The 15,622-nt window shown below is 69.6% G+C and carries 15 protein-coding genes; 9 read left to right on the top strand and 6 right to left on the bottom strand.

Going from position 1 to position 15,622, the window contains the following annotated elements; all coding sequences use genetic code 11:
• Positions 1 to 124: 124 nt before the first annotated feature.
• Together ACRX5W_RS24785 and ACRX5W_RS24780 are read right to left on the bottom strand one after the other, a co-directional pair.
• Positions 125 to 670, bottom strand: a complete 546-nt coding sequence (locus ACRX5W_RS24785) for a flavodoxin family protein (RefSeq protein WP_436790500.1) — start codon at positions 668 to 670, stop codon at positions 125 to 127.
• A 137-nt stretch (positions 671 to 807) separates the two neighbouring features.
• A complete protein-coding gene (locus tag ACRX5W_RS24780) occupies positions 808 to 1,812 on the bottom strand; it encodes an Acg family FMN-binding oxidoreductase (RefSeq protein ID WP_436790499.1) in 1,005 nt (334 codons plus the stop codon).
• 606 nt (positions 1,813 to 2,418) lie between these two features.
• On the opposite strand from ACRX5W_RS24780, the gene ACRX5W_RS24775 reads away from it, so the two are divergent.
• The 5 genes from ACRX5W_RS24775 to ACRX5W_RS24755 all read left to right on the top strand — a co-directional run bounded on the left by ACRX5W_RS24775 (position 2,419) and on the right by ACRX5W_RS24755 (position 9,154).
• Positions 2,419 to 3,936, top strand: coding sequence for an AAA family ATPase (locus ACRX5W_RS24775; protein WP_436790498.1), 1,518 nt, complete (start codon positions 2,419 to 2,421; stop codon positions 3,934 to 3,936).
• Between the two features lie 225 nt (positions 3,937 to 4,161).
• A complete protein-coding gene (locus tag ACRX5W_RS24770) occupies positions 4,162 to 5,205 on the top strand; it encodes an ATP-binding cassette domain-containing protein (protein WP_436790497.1) in 1,044 nt (347 codons plus the stop codon).
• Positions 5,202 to 6,788 carry an ABC transporter permease gene (locus ACRX5W_RS24765; protein WP_436790496.1) on the top strand — a complete coding sequence of 529 codons (1,587 nt, stop codon included), beginning with the start codon at positions 5,202 to 5,204 and terminating at the stop codon, positions 6,786 to 6,788. Before ACRX5W_RS24770 ends, ACRX5W_RS24765 begins: the two co-directional genes overlap by 4 nt.
• A 1,225-nt stretch (positions 6,789 to 8,013) precedes the next feature.
• A complete protein-coding gene (locus ACRX5W_RS24760; RefSeq protein WP_436790495.1) occupies positions 8,014 to 8,385 on the top strand; it encodes a hypothetical protein in 372 nt (123 codons plus the stop codon).
• A gap of 190 nt (positions 8,386 to 8,575) precedes the next feature.
• Positions 8,576 to 9,154, top strand: a complete 579-nt coding sequence (locus ACRX5W_RS24755) for an NAD(P)H-dependent oxidoreductase (protein WP_436790494.1) — start codon at positions 8,576 to 8,578, stop codon at positions 9,152 to 9,154.
• Between the two features lie 303 nt (positions 9,155 to 9,457).
• Here the strand turns inward: ACRX5W_RS24755 and ACRX5W_RS24750 are convergent, their stop codons facing one another.
• Positions 9,458 to 10,153, bottom strand: coding sequence for an ester cyclase (locus ACRX5W_RS24750; RefSeq protein ID WP_436790493.1), 696 nt, complete (start codon positions 10,151 to 10,153; stop codon positions 9,458 to 9,460).
• Positions 10,154 to 10,256: 103 nt separating this feature from the next.
• Between ACRX5W_RS24750 and ACRX5W_RS24745 the strand changes: the two genes are divergently transcribed.
• Positions 10,257 to 10,397 carry a hypothetical protein gene (locus tag ACRX5W_RS24745; protein WP_436790492.1) on the top strand — a complete coding sequence of 47 codons (141 nt, stop codon included), beginning with the start codon at positions 10,257 to 10,259 and terminating at the stop codon, positions 10,395 to 10,397.
• Positions 10,398 to 10,615: 218 nt separating this feature from the next.
• Here the strand turns inward: ACRX5W_RS24745 and ACRX5W_RS24740 are convergent, their stop codons facing one another.
• Both ACRX5W_RS24740 and ACRX5W_RS24735 read right to left on the bottom strand, forming a co-directional pair.
• Positions 10,616 to 10,948: a DMT family transporter gene (locus ACRX5W_RS24740; protein ID WP_436790548.1), complete on the bottom strand. Its 333-nt coding sequence runs from the start codon at positions 10,946 to 10,948 to the stop codon at positions 10,616 to 10,618.
• Between the two features lie 88 nt (positions 10,949 to 11,036).
• Positions 11,037 to 11,357: a DMT family transporter gene (locus ACRX5W_RS24735; RefSeq protein ID WP_436790491.1), complete on the bottom strand. Its 321-nt coding sequence runs from the start codon at positions 11,355 to 11,357 to the stop codon at positions 11,037 to 11,039.
• A gap of 266 nt (positions 11,358 to 11,623) precedes the next feature.
• On the opposite strand from ACRX5W_RS24735, the gene ACRX5W_RS24730 reads away from it, so the two are divergent.
• Entirely contained in the window at positions 11,624 to 12,073 is a 450-nt protein-coding gene (locus ACRX5W_RS24730) for a MarR family winged helix-turn-helix transcriptional regulator (protein ID WP_436790490.1), read from the top strand.
• A gap of 498 nt (positions 12,074 to 12,571) precedes the next feature.
• On the opposite strand, the gene ACRX5W_RS24725 is transcribed toward ACRX5W_RS24730, so the two are convergent.
• A complete protein-coding gene (locus ACRX5W_RS24725) occupies positions 12,572 to 12,898 on the bottom strand; it encodes a helix-turn-helix transcriptional regulator (RefSeq protein WP_436790489.1) in 327 nt (108 codons plus the stop codon).
• A gap of 122 nt (positions 12,899 to 13,020) precedes the next feature.
• On the opposite strand from ACRX5W_RS24725, the gene ACRX5W_RS24720 reads away from it, so the two are divergent.
• Positions 13,021 to 13,452: an STAS domain-containing protein gene (locus ACRX5W_RS24720; RefSeq protein ID WP_436790488.1), complete on the top strand. Its 432-nt coding sequence runs from the start codon at positions 13,021 to 13,023 to the stop codon at positions 13,450 to 13,452.
• A 449-nt stretch (positions 13,453 to 13,901) separates the two neighbouring features.
• The gene (locus tag ACRX5W_RS24715) at positions 13,902 to 15,092 is read left to right on the top strand and encodes a serine hydrolase domain-containing protein (RefSeq protein WP_436790487.1); all 1,191 of its coding nucleotides are present in this window, start codon (positions 13,902 to 13,904) and stop codon (positions 15,090 to 15,092) included.
• Positions 15,093 to 15,622: the final 530 nt, after the last annotated feature.

Here is a 15,622-nt window from a genome sequence, read left to right as displayed (position 1 = left end):
CCCCCCCCCCCCCCCCCCCCCCCCCCCCCCCCCCCCCCCCCCCCCCCCCCCCCCCCCCCCCCCCCCCCCCCCCCCCCCCCCCCCCCCCCCCCCCCCCGCCCCGGCGCCCCGACCCCGGGCACCGTCAGGTCAACGCGGTGCCCCAGGCCTTGGCCCGCTCGCGTTCCCCGGCGCGCAGCGGGCCGTTCAGATCATCGACGATGAAGCCCTCCGGCTCCGCTGCCATCCGGTAGCCGCGATCACGCAGTTTGTGTGCGATGGACTTCGCGGCGCCGCCCGCCATGCGGGACTCCACGCGTGTGTCGAACGCGGCTGCATGAGTGCCACCGTGGGTCTTGGGCACCTTGTGGAGCCACCCGCGGACACCCGGGCCTTCTGCCCCTTCCTCGGGTGCGCGGTGCGGCCTGCCCTCCTCGGCTTCCTTCGCGGCTTCCTTCTTGTCCTCCTGCAAACCCATCTTCCGGCTCATCCCCGAGGTCATGCCCCGCATGTGGGTGGGTCCGCCCACGACGAGCAGGTCCGGCGAGCCGATACGCCCCGGATCCGCAGCGTCGACGCGCACGCACTCGACCTCGGCGGCCTTGTCCGCCTCCTGCACTCCCTCGGCGATTGCCTCCGCAACCTCCCGGGTGTTACCGAACAGGCTCTCGTACACGATCACGACACGCATCGCAATCAGCTCCTCTCATCACCATGGTCGTTCCGGTTGGCGGTCGTGGTCCACAGGACCTTTTCAGGCCCCGGTCGGGATGGATCGGTGGCGCGGGCGGCGCCCGGCCGGCCCGGACGGACGTCAGGACCGGGCGTTCAGACGGGGAACGCGCCGTTCCTGGATCGCGGTGCCGACGGCCCGAGGACGTCGGTGAGCGGTCGGCGCGGTGTCGGGGGGACGTCGGTGCCCATGCCGAGGCGGAGCACCATGTGAGCGGTGCCGTAGTGCTTGGTGTCGGACGCGACTTCGTCGCGCAGTTCGGTGATCTCCAGAGGCTGGTTGGCGAAGGAGGCGGCGACGCCGTAGCGGGTGCCGGTGAGCAGGACCCGCAGCAGTCCCTGGCCGGCGGTCACCCACGCGGCCGGGGTGTCGTCGCGGGTCTCGAGTACCGCGATGGTGGGCCGGGCCTCGAAGACGGCGATGCCGCGGCCGGAGACGTCGCGGCCGATCGCGAGGTCGCGGACCGTTCCCGTGGGGGTTTCGGGTTGCGGTCCGAGGCTGCGGGCGGGGATTCCGTCGTGACGGTGTATCGCGTCGGGCGAGGCGACCCACTTCGCGCGCTCCTCGCGCAGGTGCTCCTCTTCCAGATCGGTCGCCTGACGGATCATGCCCAGGAGGTGCTCGTACGTCGGCCCGTGCTCGATGACACGCAGCCAGGTGCCCTCGTCCCGCGCGGCGTCGCGCATGTATTCGAGAACCAGCGGCGGAATGGGCGTTTCCTGGAAGGGCGCGCGGTGGGTTCGGCGGCGGGGAAGCATCCAGTACAAAGCCTCGAACCGCGGGTCCGGGGCGGCGTCGGTGACCCGCACCCGGGCGGCGAACCAGGGGTCGTCCTCGTCCGGCAGCCGGTCGACCGCTGTGCCGAAACCCAGTGACGCGTAGCCGAGGCGGGCGGCGAACGCGGCGGCGCCGCAGGCGATGTGCGCCTCCCGGGTGTCGGGGTCCCCCAGCGGGAGCGTGCGATCCGGATCCACGTGGACTTCCAGGCGGTCGCCGTCCCACCGGAACCACCACGGCTGGGTGTTGTGCTTGGACGGCGCCGAGGTGGCGGCCCGCAGAATCCGGTCGCGCTGCTTGGGAGTGAGTGGCGCTGTGGTCATGGAACTCTCCCGGGCCGTTGAGGCAGCGGTCCGACACCGCCGTGTGATCCCAGGTTCGCTCGCGCGACCCCTTCCGCGGCACGGCCTTTCGTCGCTGCTTGGGGGGCCGAACGGCCCGCGCCGACCGCACGGCCGCCCGCTCGGCGCGCCAGGCCAACTCTCGATGCCCTCGGGGGCCGGTGGCCGACGATGCGTGAGATCTCGGTCCCGCGCGAAGGGGCCGACGGTCGGCGTTCGTCGCTTCGGCCCACCCCGACCGTGCCGGTGTTCCTTTGCTCCGTGCGGTCGGCCGAACGTCTTCCGGGCACAGCGCGCGGCGTCCTTCGCCCTGTGCCGCCGACCGGGCCACGTCCCGTCCCGGTGCCTCGGCCCGACGCCGTTGCCGGTTCCTGCCGCGGTGCCGGGTCTTCCAGCCGGGCAGACGGGGGCCGAAGGGCCCTGTCGGGCCTTGTCGAGTGGAACGACAGTGAAGGCGACCACGCCGAAGACACGGCGGTACCGGCCGGGACGGCGGGCTGTCATCGCCTTCGGGCCTTGCAGCGGTTCGGTCGGCCGCCGTGGCCGACCGGCCTTCTCGCATACGCGGTCACAACGAAGGGGCTCGAAGTGCGCACAGACGCGACCAGTGCAAACGCCGCACCGCCGCCGTGGGCAGGCTGCGCGGAGACCCACACCGCCGTTGTCTACTTCGCGGGCGACCGCGTCGCGAAGCTCAAGAAGCCGGTCGACCTGGGCTTTGTCGACTTCACCACGCGAGAGGCCAGGCACACGGCGTGCCGGAACGAAGTCGACTTCAACCGGCGCTTCGCACCGGACGTCTATCTGGGGGTCGGCGACATCCGCGACGAGGACGGCGAGGTCCTGGATCACTTGGTGCTCATGCGCAGGATGCCCGACCACCGTCGTCTCTCCACGCTCGTGAGCGCCGGCGCGCCCGTGGACGACGCTCTCCGCGACGTGGCGCGGATGCTGTCGGTCTGGCATGCCAAGGCCCCGCGAGGCCCGGGAATCGACCGCCAAGGCACACGCGACATGCTGCGGAGGCGGTGGACGGACAGTTTCGCGCAGGTGCGCGCGCTTCCCGAACCGGTGACCGACCCCGTGTCCGCCGACATCGACGAGATCGAGCGGCTGACGCCGGCCTACCTGCGCGGCCGCGGTGAGCTGTTCGACCAGCGAGTACGGCAGTACCGCGTCGTCGAAGGACACGGAGACCTGCTCGCCGACGACGTCTTCTGCCTCGACGACGGCCCGCGTGTGCTGGACTGCCTGGAGTTCGACGAGAGCCTGCGCAGTCTCGACGGCCTCGACGACGCGGCGTTCCTGGCCATGGACCTCGAACGCCTCGGCGCCCCGGAACTCGCCGAGCGTTTCCTCCGCTGGTACGTCGAATTCTCCGGTGACCCGGCTCCGACCTCGCTGTGGCACCACTACGTCGCGTACCGGGCGTTCGTCCGCGCCAAGGTCGCATGGATGCGCAGTGCCCAAGGGGCTGCCGGAGCGGCCCGACTCGCGGCCCGATACTGCGCGTTGACGTTGCGGCACCTGAGAGCCGGGGCAGTACGGCTGATCCTCGTCGGCGGCCTCCCCGGCACCGGCAAATCCACCCTTGCCGGCGGCCTGGCCGACACGTTGGGCATGTGCGTGCTCAGCACCGACCGGCTGCGGAAGGACCTCGCGGGGCTGGACCGAGGCGAGGCGGCGCCCGCGTCGCTGTACGGCCCTGACCGGATCGCTGCGAACTACGACGCCATGCTCGCCCGGGCCCGACAGATGCTCTCCATGGGCGAATCAGTGGTCCTGGACGCCAGTTGGCACGCAGCAGGTCCCCGAGACAAGGCGGCGCGCGTTGCCGAGGCCGCCGCCGCGGAACTCGTTTCTCTGCGATGCGTCGCCGACGAGGCCACCGCCTTCGAGCGCTTGGCAGCCCGTCGCGGTGACTGGTCGGACGCCGACGCGGCCGTCGCTCGCAAGATGGCGGCGGAAACGGAACCCTGGAACGGCCGGCACGACCTGGACGCCGGGGCCTCGGCTGATGCTTGCCTTGCCCAAGCCGTCGGCATCCTCCGCCCGACAGGAACAACTGTTTCGTTCGGGCGCCGGCCATACATGGAGGCGGACTGAAAGGCGCAGGTGACGAATCCGGGACGGCGCTTCCAAGCCACAGCGTCAGTCGGGCCGAACGGCCCTGTTCTCCGGCGGACTTCGCCGGGACCCTCACATCAGCACGGTTGCGGATCCCGACCGGGTTCCCGGCCTCCGCCCGGCGTGAACCCGCCGCCATCGCACCGACTCCCGCCGACCCGGCACCACCGGTCCGGTCCGCTCCCCGACGAAACGGAGACAGTCATGCCCCTCAGGCCCGCATCACGCCACCGCGATGTGGCCACGCGCGGGGACACCGCGGCAGTCTCCGTCCAAGGGCTCGTGAAGACGTTCGGACGGACCAGGGCGCTCGACGGTCTCGACCTGACGGTTGCGACGGGAGAGGTGCACGGGTTCCTCGGCCCCAACGGAGCGGGCAAGACCACGGCGATCCGGGTGCTGCTCGGCCTGCTGCGCCCCGACGGGGGAGAGGTCGCACTCCTGGGCGGTGACCCGTGGTCCGACGCCGTCGCCCTGCACCGGCGGCTGGCCTACGTGCCCGGTGACGTCAGTCTGTGGCCCAAGCTGTCCGGGGGCGAGATCATCGACGTCTTCGGCCGGCTGCGCGGCGACCTCGATCCGGCACGGCGCGACGAGCTCCTGGAGCGGTTCGAGCTCGATCCGACCAAGAAGGCGCGCACCTATTCCAAGGGCAACAGGCAGAAGGTGGCCCTGGTCGCCGCGCTGGCCTCAAGCGCCGAGCTGCTGATCCTGGACGAACCGACCTCGGGGCTCGACCCGTTGATGGAGGCGGTCTTCCAGGAGTGCATCCGGGAGGTGAAGGCACAAGGTCGGACCGTTCTGCTGTCCAGCCACATCCTGGCCGAGGTCGAGAACCTTTGCGATCGCGTGAGCATCATCCGCGCCGGCCGGACCGTGGAAACCGGCACCCTTGCCGACTTGCGGCACCTGACCCGGACATCGATCGATGCCGTGACCGATCGGCCGGCCACGGGTCTCGAAGCGCTGGCCGGAGTCCACAACCTCCGCCTCGACGGCTCCCGCGCCCGATTCGACGTCGACACCGATCGCCTGGATGACGCCGTACGCCGACTGACCATATTCGGCCTCCGCGGGCTGACCAGCCGACCGCCGACGCTGGAAGAGCTGTTCCTGCGGCACTATGACGACGGTCCCGACGAGGGACCACAGCGCACCGGCCGAGGCCGTGCGTCTTCTCCGGCTCCCACTTCAGTCGGCCCGACCCGCTCGTCCGCGCGTGTCACCGGCAGGGGTGACGTCCGGTGACCCGCCTGACCGGTACCGGCATACTCGTCCGCCTCATCCTGCGGCGCGACCGTGTGCGTCTCGCGGTGTGGACCGCGGCCATCCCGCTTCTCGTGCTTCTGACCGCGGCCAGCGTCAAGGGCCTGTATCCGACCCAGGCCGACCTCGACGAGGCTGCCGCCGTCAGCAAGGACAACGCCGCGGCGATCGCCTTCAACGGCCCCGTCCAGGCGCTCGACACCCTCGGCGGCCAAATCGCCTTCCAGGTCGGCTCCTTCGGGCTGGTCGTGGTCGCCCTGCTGAGCATCTTCACGATCGCGCGCCAGACACGCGCCGAGGAGGAAACCGGGCGTACCGAACTGATCCTGGCCATGCCCGTCGGCCCGTACGCGCCTGCCGCCGCCGCGATGGTCGTCGTGGCCGGAATGAACGCACTGGTCGGTGGCGCGGTGACGCTCGGGCTGATCGGTATGGACCTGCCGACCACCGGATCGGTGCTCTTCGGGGCGACTTTTGCCCTGCTCGGACTGGTGTTCGCCGCGATCGCCCTCGTTGCGGCGCAGATCTCGGAGAACACCCGGGTGGTGTCCGGGGCGTCCGGCGCCGTTCTGGCGGTGGCGTTCGTCGTACGGGCCGTCGGCGACATCGGCGGAGGCGGCTTCTCGTGGTTCTCACCCATCGGATGGGTGCAGAAGACCCGCCCCTTCGCCGGCGAACGGTGGTGGCCACTGCTTGTCGCGGTCGCGTTCACCATCGCCGTGATCGGGACCGCCGTCGCACTCGCCGGCCGCCGCGATGTCGGCGCGGGCCTGGTGCAGCCGCGCCCCGGTCCGCCGAGCGCGGCACCGGGCCTCGGCCACCCGCTGGGACTGGCGCTGCGGCTCCAGCGCGGCAGCCTGATCGGGTGGACCGCCGGGGTGTTCCTCACCGGCGTCGCCTACGGCTGGGTCGCCGACGACGTCGAGGACTTCATCGGCGACAACGAAGCCCTGCGCGACGTCATCGCCCGGGCCGGCGTGGCCGACCTCACCGACTCGTACCTCGCCCGGTCTCTGCTGATCGTGGCCCTGATCGGCACGGGCTACGCCGTGCAGTCCACACTGCGGCTGCGCGGCGAGGAAACCGGGCTGCGGGCCGAACCGGTACTCGCCACGCCGGTCTCGCGCGGCCGGTGGGCCGCCGGCCATCTGACCGTTGCCGCCTGCGGGGCTGTGACCGTCCTCGCCGCCGCCGGGCTGGGCATCGGCCTTGTGTACGCCGCCACCACTCACGACGCGAGCCAGGTGCCGCGTCTGCTCGGCGCGTCCCTTGCCTACGCACCGGCCGTCTGGCTCTTCATCGGTCTCGGGACCGCCCTGTTCGGCCTCCTGCCCCGCGCGACCAACATCGCCTGGGGGGCACTGGCCCTCTGCCTCGCCATCGGGCTGCTCGGTGAAGTCCTGGACTTGCCGGGCTGGTTCAGCGGACTCTCGCCCTTCGAATACGTCCCGCAAGTTCCGGCCGAGAGCATCGACATCGTCCCCCTGGCGGGTCTGACGGCCCTGTCGGCGGCCCTGATGGCAACCGGGCTGGCCGCGCTCCGGCGGCGGGACGTGGGCTACTGAGCTCTCGGCGAGTTCCTCCGGCGCGTTGCGGGTTGGTGGAACTCCACGGAGTCGACGCGCCCACAGGCTGCCGCCTGGTCGGCGAGAGCCACGGTGACGCCGAACGCCGCTGCATCTCCACCGGATGCGTCCACCAGGTCCTCCGCCGCGTCCGCCACCACTCAGCCCTTTCCGTCTCCCGCCGGGTCGTGCCCCGGCACAGGCGCCACCTTTCCGACTGCGGTGGTCCGGCAGGCGTGATCGAAAGATCGCCGCGACGCCCGGGTGCGGGCGGTCGCAGGTGCCTGCCGGACTCCCGACCACTGACTGCGGACCTACTCGGCTGCCTCGTCCTGAAACGTCAACAACCGCTGCCGAAACCCGAGGCGGGGCCCGATTTTTGTCGGCAGAGCCCCAGCACGCAGGTACCGCGCCCTGCCGGAGGCTCCGGCGTCAGGGGCTCACGGCTCACCATTCGGTGATCTCCCAACTCGCCGAAACCGCCTGCGCTCCGTTCGGGCAGTTGACCACGCTCGCCGTCCCGGGACGCTGACTCGGTCCGTACTGGACACCCGAGACGCCGCGGCACGTTGCCACGACTCGGTATTGCCCGGTGCCGCTGTTGCAGTAGGCAGCCGCAACGTCGCGTCGGGTGTCCGCGCTGCAGTCGTACGGTTCGGCTTGGGCCGTCCCCGATGTGGCGACCGTACCCAAGGCCGCCAGGACGCCCGCGGTCAACGCCGTCGCGACAACACGGGCCCGGCTGCGTTCCGTTCGCTTCACGAATCCCCCTGCAAAGTTGATCTACTGGCCCGGCTCACCATAGGTGACAGCCCCGGCGGGGGGCATGGAAGAACACGACGAGGCAGTTCGTCGGTGCACGTAGGACATTGACAACCGCAAATGCGGCGACGTCGACGGTCAAACGGGAAACCGAATCGCGATATTCGATCGCTGCGCCTTGCCGCAGCCCCGGGGGTGAGGTGCCGCAATCCGGCCGCGACCAGACCGTCCCGACTGTCACGTACCTGCGGCTCGCCAAGGCGTCGGCACACGGGGGCGAGGTGTCGAGGGGTACGTGCGTGGTGGCCCGGCTCTTCCAGGAGCGTCCGTTGACCGTGACCGTCAACCGGCGGACACGCACCGCTGCGTCGAGCGCGTCCACCACGTCGGGCGTAATGCCAGACCGGTCGCTGCCCTGCGGGTTGAGTGGCGCGAGTCGTGGCCATGAAGGGATTCTGGGAGCATGGAAGAGGTTCTCGCGTATGCCGCCGCGGGCCTGGTCGGGTTGTGGGGGGTCACGCATGCGATCCCGACCCGGGCCGTCGTCGCGGGCTTCGGGGAAATCTCCCAGGACAGCCGTCGCGTGCTGGTCCAAGAGTGGTTGGCGGAGGCGGTGACGATGTGGTCTCTCGCCGCGTTGGTCATCGTCGTCACTGCGGTCGGCGCCGGGACGTCCACGGCTGATTGGGCATACCGCGTCATCGCAGGAACGCTGCTCGTCCTCGCAGGGCTGACGGCTCTTACGGGGGCCCGCACGAGTGTCGTCTGGTTCAAGGTCTGCCCGGTGCTGATGACCGGCTCGGCCGTGCTGTTGCTGGTTGCCGGCCTCGGCTGAACCCTCTCATCGGAGAAACCCGGCCTGGCCTTGGCCGGCCGACTCGTCTCGGGCCGTCCGACGACGAGTCGTGACGGCATCGGGGCGGCAAAAGACGTCACCGCACACGGGCCTCGCCCTCGCGCGGAGCAGGCGGCCCAATTGGTGAGGTCGTCTGGAAGGACCCACCACGACATCAGGAGGCACAAGGGTGCGGCGCATTCTCGTCATCGACGGCCATCCTGACGCCGGCAGCTACTGCGCCGCCCTGGCGCATGCCTACACGGAGGGCGCCAGGGCGGGCGGACACGACGTCCGGCTACTGCGTTTGCGGGAAATGCGCTTCGATCCGATCCTCCACGGCGGTTTCACCCACCCGCAGCCGCTGGAGCCGGATCTCGTCCAAGCGCGGGATGCGGTTCGGTGGTGCGAGCACTTCGTGATCGTGACGCCCTGCTGGTGGTGGCATGTTCCGGCGCTGCTGAAGGGATTCATCGACCGGGTCTTCCTGCCCGGCGTCGGAGTGGACTACCTGAAGCGACCGCCGTACATCCACAAGCTCCTGAAGGGACGCTCGGCACGAGTGATCTACACGCAGAACTCCCCTCAAGCCGTGGCGTTCCTGGCGCGTGAGGATCTGTTCTGGCGGAACATGCGCCGAGCCTTCCTGCGCCACTGCGGATTCCGCCCGGTCCGGCGTACCCTCCTGGCCAACATGCAGTCGGCGAGCCCGAAACGGCGTGAACGATGGCTGAGGCAGGTCCGTGCCCTGGGGCGCGCCGGTTGTTAGGGAGGTGTTGACGAACCCAGCACGCTCCAGCAGCACAATGTGCCGCCCCCTGTGTCGGCCGATCCGCTCGGTGCCCGCCGGGGCCAGGGCCCGGAGCAGGTGCAGTCGCCCCCCACCGGGCGGCCCGCGCCCCCGACGAGGTTCGTCTCGAAGCCGGCAGGCGCGGCCGCGCAGGCGGGTCGCGTTCGCTGCGAAGGGCGCAGCGCGGTGCGGACGGCGTCCCGCGCGGTCGCACTGCTGTGACTGCCGGCCGTACGCCGGGTCGTGTGAGCGGTGAGGGAACGGGCCTTTCGGGAACGGGACTTACCCTTCGACGGCCCCGAGTTGCCGCAGCAGGCCGAGGTAGTCGTTGTTCCACCAGCTTTCGGCGATCCTGCCGCCTTCGCAGCGGAACGTCGCCTGCCCGGTTGTCGAGAACTCCTTGCCCGTGGGTTCCATGCCCATGAACGAGCCGACGTGACGGCCCTTGAAGGAGAACCGGGCACTGACCAGATCGCCTTCCTCGATCAGGCTCTCGATGGTCACTACCGGCTCGAACGCGGTGTTGGCCTCTTGGTTCGCCGCCTTGGACTCGTCGACCCCGGCTTCGCCGGACGGCAAGATGGGATCGTGCTCCCGGTAGTCGGGGGTGCAGAGCACGTCTTCCGCGTCGACGTTCCTCTTGTTGGCCACTTCCTCGAAGAATCTGCGGACTGTGATCTTGTTCAGCTGCTCGTCCCGGAGGACTTCGAGGTCGGTGAACGTCGGCGTTCCCTCGCAGGCCGCCACCATCTCCTGGAAGATCCGGTCCGTTTCGGGCAGTTGCGAGTTTTTCATCGCCTCTTCGTACGAAGGGAACTCGACGATCTCCACGATGTGGGTGGAGTCGGCACGGTCCTGCCCGACGATCGAGTGGGTGGCCGTTCGCTTGCCCTGAGTCGCTTCGACCCAGTCGTCCATCAGCCGGTTCAATTCATCGACCCTGTTGGTTTTACAGTCGATGACCTGGACGAACGTCATGACACCTCCTACGGAGTCGTGCGGTTGGGGATATTCCGAGGCTATGTCGATCTGTCGCCCATGTCCTGATCAGAGATCGGGACCCGCCCGCCCAACCGGGCCCTTGAGCGGCGGGCCAGGCGACGGCGGATGGCGCATACGCGCGTACGAGCTCTCACCGACGACCGTCGCCACCTGGTCCGGGACGCTGATCGAGGCCGGGATCCCGGCCGAGGTGCCCGGACTGGGGCCGTTGGCCGCATGACGCATCAGCGCGATAACGGCCATCCGGCGAACGTCCGTCAACTTGCGGCTCGCGCATGTCGGGTAGCGGACGGAGAACCCGTCGTCTCGTCGGCCGCAGCGCTGCGGCTCGGAGACGAGGCCGGGGCCACCCACGTCGGGGGACGGCTCCGGCAAACCCGAGGTCGGTGACCTTGCTGTCACCGCACGTCATTGGTTGCCTGCATGGTTCGACGCCGCTCAGCGCTCTGCGACGCGAGGCTCCTGCGGGCTGTCGGCGAGCTTGAGCCAGACAACGCCGACGATGATGACGCCCAGCCACGTGGCCCGGGCCGGGGAGAGGTTCTCGTCGAAGAAGACGGGGCCGAGCAGCGCCGCGCCGACTGCCCCGATGCCTGCCCAGACCGCGTAGCCGATGCCGACGTCTATGGTCCGCAGCGCGGCACTCAGTGCCCAGAGCGTCAGAAGGAAGAACACTGCGGCGACCAGGGACCATGACAGATGGGTGAAGCCGTGGCTTCCGCCGACGGCGAGGGCGTAGCCGACTTCGAACAGCCCGGCGAGCAGAAGCATGAGCCAGGAATTGGCCGAGGAGCGGGGGGTGGCGGACACGTCGGAGTCCTTTCGCGAGGGTGGTTTTGAGAGGAGTCGGCCGGGCCTGTCAGGCGGCGCCGCTGAGTTGTAGGCCGACGACACCGGCGATGATGACGGCGATGCCGAGGGCCTTGCCCCAATTGAGGCGCTGGCCGAAGAGGAGCGCTCCGAGCAGGGTGATTCCGACGCCGGCGACGGACGTCCACAGGGCGTATCCGACGCCGACGTCGAAAGTCAGCAGTGCCCGGCTGAGGAAGAACGTGGCGATGGCACCGCTGAGCAGGGTCGCGAGGGTCCAAGGGCGGTTCCTGAAGCCTTCGGCCTTGCCGGCCGCGATGGCGACGGCGATCTCGAAGACGACTGCGACGGACAGGTGGAACCACTGCATGGCTTGTCTCTTTTCGTTTTCGTGGTGGATGCGGACGCGGGTCAGGTTGTCCCGCGCCGCGTCATGCCGGTACCCGGCGATTCCGCAAGGGCGGTCAGAGGCAGCCGAGGGACACGCCTCCAGGACATGAGGATCTCGGTAACTATTTGCTTGTACGTGCAATTATTTTCGCACCAAGAGCTTGCCCTCGATCTGAGGCCCGCGAACGGCATAAGCTTGCATGTGCATGTACTCTGCTGTCAACCAGCCTTACGGAGGACGCACCCATGGCCACTGCACACAGCACGCCCCTGCGCACTTCCGACCAGGCCGTCTGGAACCGTGTCCTCTCGCTGCACGCGCACGTCGAACGCGAACTGGCCCTCGCTCTGCAGCGCCGGCACGGGATCGGCCTCTCGGAGTTCCGGTCCCTGGAGCACCTACAGCACGCGGAGAAGGGCGAGTTGCGGATGCAGGACCTGGCCGACAGGGTCGGCCTGGGGCAGTCTTCGGTGACCCGCCTGGTCGCCAGGCTGGAAACGGCCGGCTTCGCCTTCAAGGACCTGTGCCCGTCCGACAAGCGCGGCGTCTACGCCGTCATCACCGACGAAGGACGAGACCGCTACCAGGCCGCGCGCGCCACGTACGCAGAGGTGCTGTCGTCAGCCCTCAACACCTTCACCGGCGATCCCGAACTGGGCCCCACGGTCCAGGCCTTGCGTGCAGCCCTGAGCTGATACGAGGCCCGCTCGGCGGGCGAACACTTCCTTGCACGAACATGCTCCAAGAAGGCCTCCTCTCATGGGAGGAGAGGATGCTTGATCAAGCATGGATATCGCCGCCACCGGGCTGCATCGGCAGCCTCGGGCGTCCGCGTGCTCGCCCTGTCTCTACAGCGCGTGCCCGCCCGCTACTTGCACGATCTGGCCGGTGATCCAGCGGGCTTGGCTCCCTTCGCTTGCGCGCGACCGCACGGCATTGCACGCCCCCGTGCCCGCGCCACCGAGACCCGCGGTACCGCAGCCCGCCACGCGGCCGGTTCCGTCGCCGTCCACCCGGCTCGCCGCACCTCGACCGCGACGCCGACGGCGTCGGTGGTGAGTAGCCCGGAGTGCGAGGCGGGCTTCGACCGTGGCGCGGCACCGGCTCGGCGCGGGCGGGGCCGGCGGATGATGCGTTTCTGGGTTTCGAAGGGGTTGCGGTTTCGTACGCGCGTCTGCGCGGTTGCGGGAAGGTCAGGTCGAAGTGTGGGAATTGTGGCCCGGCCCGGCCGCAGAGGGCAGGTCGAGGACGTCGGCGATGGGGCGGCCACCGTCGGTGGGGTGGCGCAGTGCCGTGCCGGGGGTGACTTTGTAGACGTTGCGGCGGCCTTCGCGGGTGCGTGTGAGGTAGCCGGCTTCTTCGAGGTCGGACAGGATGGCGCCGACGGCGCGTTCGGTGAGCAGGCACGCGGCGGCGATGTCGCGGACCCGGATGGATGGGTCGCGGGCCACGGTGGCGAGGACGCGGGAATGGTTCGTCAGGAACGTCCACCGCGGTTGGGGATGGATGCTCTCGTTCACGTTCGTATGATACGACGCCCCGTTCCGGCATGCTGATTGATGAATTCCAATTCCGGTATTCCGTAGCTATGATCTGGGCAGCCGAAGGCGGACATGTCTGCATCAAGGGAGTCCCGACACCCATGCTCCACCACCCGCTCCGTGCCACCGCCCCGCAGCAACCTCCAGCGTCGGTCGGCCAGTTGCGCATCGACTACGGTGCCGACGAGGCCGGAGTCGTGTGCCGCGTCGGGGGAGAGATCGACTACGACGCGGCGAACCAGCTCCGCGAGGCCGTCGACGCCGCCGTCGGCGAAGCCGCTGCCCGGCCCCATCCGGCGCCGCGCAAGCTGTGGATCGACACCACCGCGGTGACCTTCTGCGACAGCACCGGCCTCAACGGCCTCCTCCGCGCCCACAGCGCCTGTCGGAGCCAAGGAGTCGAACTCGTTCTCGTCCCAGGCGAATGCGTCCTACGCCTGCTCGAACTCACCGACACCAAAGACCTCTTCGCCATCGCCCCGGCGCCCCCCACTCCAAGGCAACCGGCGCTGCGGTCCGCAGCCACGGGCTGACTCGCCGCCGCGCTGGTGGCCGCGAGCGTTCCCGAAGGCGCCGGTTCTGCCGTGGAAGGTGGCCGGCCCGACGGTGGCGGCCATCCTGCATACGCGTAGTCGGCGCCGGTGCTCCGTTGGAACCTGCCGGTGGCCGAAAGGCCGGCGGCCGGCCGGGGCGTTTCACGATCCCGGCGTCGGCCGGTTGTCCGCGATCACCCGCCCGCAGCGGTCGCTTGGGCATTCCGGGCAAGGCATCGGGCCCGGGGTGTCCCGGCAACTTCGGCCCCTACTGGATCCCTTACGGGATCCCTTACCCCGCGCTGTGGAGGCGGTCCGCGCCACAACCGTTCACCGGCACGAGGATTCGGCCGCGACTGCCTCCTAGCGTCGGTCTGGGCGGGACACCGTCCGTCCAGACGACAAGCCGAACGGGGATATGTATGCAAGCGCGCTTCGAGATCCGGTCCGTGTCCAGGCGTCGGCCGAGCCGCGTACGACGGGCGGGGGTCGCCGTCGCCTGCGCCGGTGTGCTCGCCGGCGGCCTCGCCGCACCGGCCGCCGCCGACACAGCGTCGGACGACGGCCGCAATTTCGACCGTGCGTCGGCGAAGGGCCGTGACCACGCCGCGACCAGGGCCGTACTGGAGGCCATCGTCCGCGACGGGACCCCCGGCGTCGTGGCCAGGGTCGACGACCTTGGCGGCCACTGGAACGGCAGCGCGGGGGTCGCCGACACCGACACCCGCCGCCCCCGCCTGCCGGTCGACCGCTACCGCATCGCGAGCATTACCAAGACATTCACCGCCACGGTGCTTTTGCAGTTGGAGGCCGAAGGCCGGCTCTCACTCGACGACCCGGTCGAGAAGTGGCTGCCCGGCGTCGTCCAGGGCAACGGCAACGACGGCCGCCGCATCACGGTCGCCCAACTCCTCAACCACACCAGTCGGATCTTCAACTACAACAAAGACGAGGGCTTCCTCGCCAGGTTCACCGGCGAGGCGTTCCTCGAAAACCGTTTCACCGGCGTCAGCCGCGACGAACTGGTCGCGATCGGCATGTCCCACGCACCCGTTCAGAACGAGTGGGAGTACTCCGACACCAACTACGCCCTGGCTGGAATGGTGATCGAGCGCGTTACGCGCAGCACGTACGCCGAGCAGATCCGCATCCGTCTCATCGAACCGCTCGGGTTGTGGGGGACCAACCTGCCGGGCGCCTCGCCGTACCTGCCACGACCGCACGGACGGCACTACTCCATCCTTCAGAACTGGGACCCCGGCGCCCCTGTCCACGATGTCACCGAGTTCAACCCCATGGTGGCCGGTGCCTCCGGCGAGATGATCTCGACCCTCCGCGACGTCAACCACTTCTTCGGTGAACTCCTTGCCGGTCGGCTCCTCCCGCCGGCGCAGCAGCAAAAGATGTTCGCCGGGCACGTCCTCAGCGACAAGGAGACCTACGGGCTCGGCATCAGATCGTGGCGCCTTTCGTGCGGTGTCACGGTCTGGGGGCACGGAGGCATGCTGCCGGGCTCGCTGTCCCGGACGGTCGGTACCGCCGACGGGAGCCACGTGCTGTCCTTGAACCGCAACGCCGACTGGGGCGACGAAGCCCTCGAAGAACGCGTCGTGGAGACGGAGTTCTGTGGCCGCGGCTGACCGACGAGGCGCGGCGGGCGCCGGGTTCCCGGTCCGCTGAGTGGGCGGGCGAACCGCACACGCGCTGATTGTCAGCCGTAGCACGGCCGACGGAGATGTTGACCTGGGTGGAGGTGATGCTGCGGCCGTGGTCCGATGCGACGAACGCGGCGACGCGACCCACTGCCTCATTCGCGCCGCCGATCGCGCCGCCGCCACCGTAGATCACCGCGGTCTTCTTCTCCAGCAACATCAGCTTCCCCTTTCTTTGCGAGAGAAGCTAAGGCCGGGTCGGAGCATCGCACATCGGTCACGTGACCGGCGTCAGGCCGGTCGCGGGACGCGCGGTTAAGTCATCCGAGCCTGAGCTGCGCCAGTTCGATCCGTCGAGTGACGCCCAGCGGCGTGATCGCAAGGGTCCCGGGGTGTCAACGCGGCTTTATACACTCGTGCGCGGATCAGTGCGCTTGGAAGAGTCGCCCGCGTCGCGTCGAGGAGAGCCGGCAGATGACTGAACGAGACATTGCGCACGAGCCTGAGAGGAGGCCCGC

Origin of the sequence: Yinghuangia sp. YIM S10712 (assembly GCF_051388935.1) — a bacterium.
In the GTDB taxonomy this organism is placed as follows: Bacteria; Actinomycetota; Actinomycetes; order Streptomycetales; family Streptomycetaceae; genus Yinghuangia.
This window is presented reverse-complemented; position numbering and strand designations above follow the sequence as displayed.